The organism is Fusibacter tunisiensis, from assembly GCF_016908355.1.
Taxonomy (GTDB): domain Bacteria; phylum Bacillota; class Clostridia; order Peptostreptococcales; family Acidaminobacteraceae; genus Fusibacter_D; species Fusibacter_D tunisiensis.
The window spans coordinates 1-1,153 of sequence record NZ_JAFBDT010000072.1; the positions used below are offsets into that span (position 1 = coordinate 1).

1 protein-coding gene is annotated in these 1,153 nt (G+C 40.1%); it reads left to right on the forward strand.

Features of this window, described 5'->3' with window-relative positions; all coding sequences use genetic code 11:
- Window positions 1-102: 102 nt before the first annotated feature.
- The coding region (locus JOC49_RS13120) for an IS256 family transposase (RefSeq protein ID WP_423875623.1) at window positions 103-1,153 on the forward strand (1,051 nt) is incomplete at its 3' end.

The window sequence follows — 1,153 nt, forward strand, 5'->3', positions numbered from 1 at the left end:
GACAGTGTAATATAAAGTGTGTAAGTTCCAAAAAACTCTTGGAAAATCAAAGAGTTTTGATTATGATTATGAAAGGATTACATCATGGAAGGAATTACACAAATGGCTAAAAAGAAAGACCCAACTCCTGGTGAGGCTATTGCCAAATCAATCATCGAAACCTATGACCCTAAAACAACTGAAGATATCCAAGATGCTTTGAAATCCATCTTTGGACCAATCTTCGAAAGCATGCTTGAAGGTGAAATGGAACATCACCTTGGTTTTGCATCCAATGATCATTCTGAGAAGACAACGACCAACCGTCGTAACGGACGTGGCAAAAAAACTATCAACACATCAATGGGCGGTATTGAAATCAACCCTCCTAGAGATCGCGAAGCCACCTTCGATCCGCAGATTATCCCAAAACGAACTACAGATGTCAGCAGCATCGAAGGCAAGGTTCTTTCGATGTATGCAAAAGGCATTAGTCAACGCGATATTGCTGATATTATTGAAGACATTTATGGTTTTAGCATCTCTCATCAGCAGATATCTATCATTACAGATAGTGTTCTCGAAGAGCTTACAACATGGCAACGTCGGCCTCTAAAGAAGTTCTATCCTTTTCTCTTTGTTGATTGCTTCTATGTCAACATCCGCACTGAATACGAGACCAAAAAACATGCCATATATACGATTCTAGCCTATGATCTAAAGGGTAAAAAGGATATTCTCGGTCTATGGATTGGCGAATCGGAAAACAAGTCTCAATGGATGCAAATCTTCGATGAGCTCAAAATTCGTGGAGTTGAAGACATCGGTTTTATCTCAATGGATGGACTCCCGGGTCTTGAAGATGGTGCAGCAACAATCTTTCCCAAAGCAGTGATACAACGATGCATTGTCCATATGATTCGTAACTCCATCAAATATATCCCTCAAAAGAAATATAAGGCCTTTACAGCACATTTAAAGCTAATCTACAAAGCTCCAAACAAGAAGGTGGCGCTTCTTGAGTTCGAAAAGTTCAAAGAACAATGGTCTGAATATCCGGGTGCTATTCGTGTATGGGACGCTAATTGGAAACATGTGGAGCAACTTTATAACTACACCGAAGCCATTCGCAAAGTCATGTACACAACTAATGCCATTGAAAGCGTCAACTCAA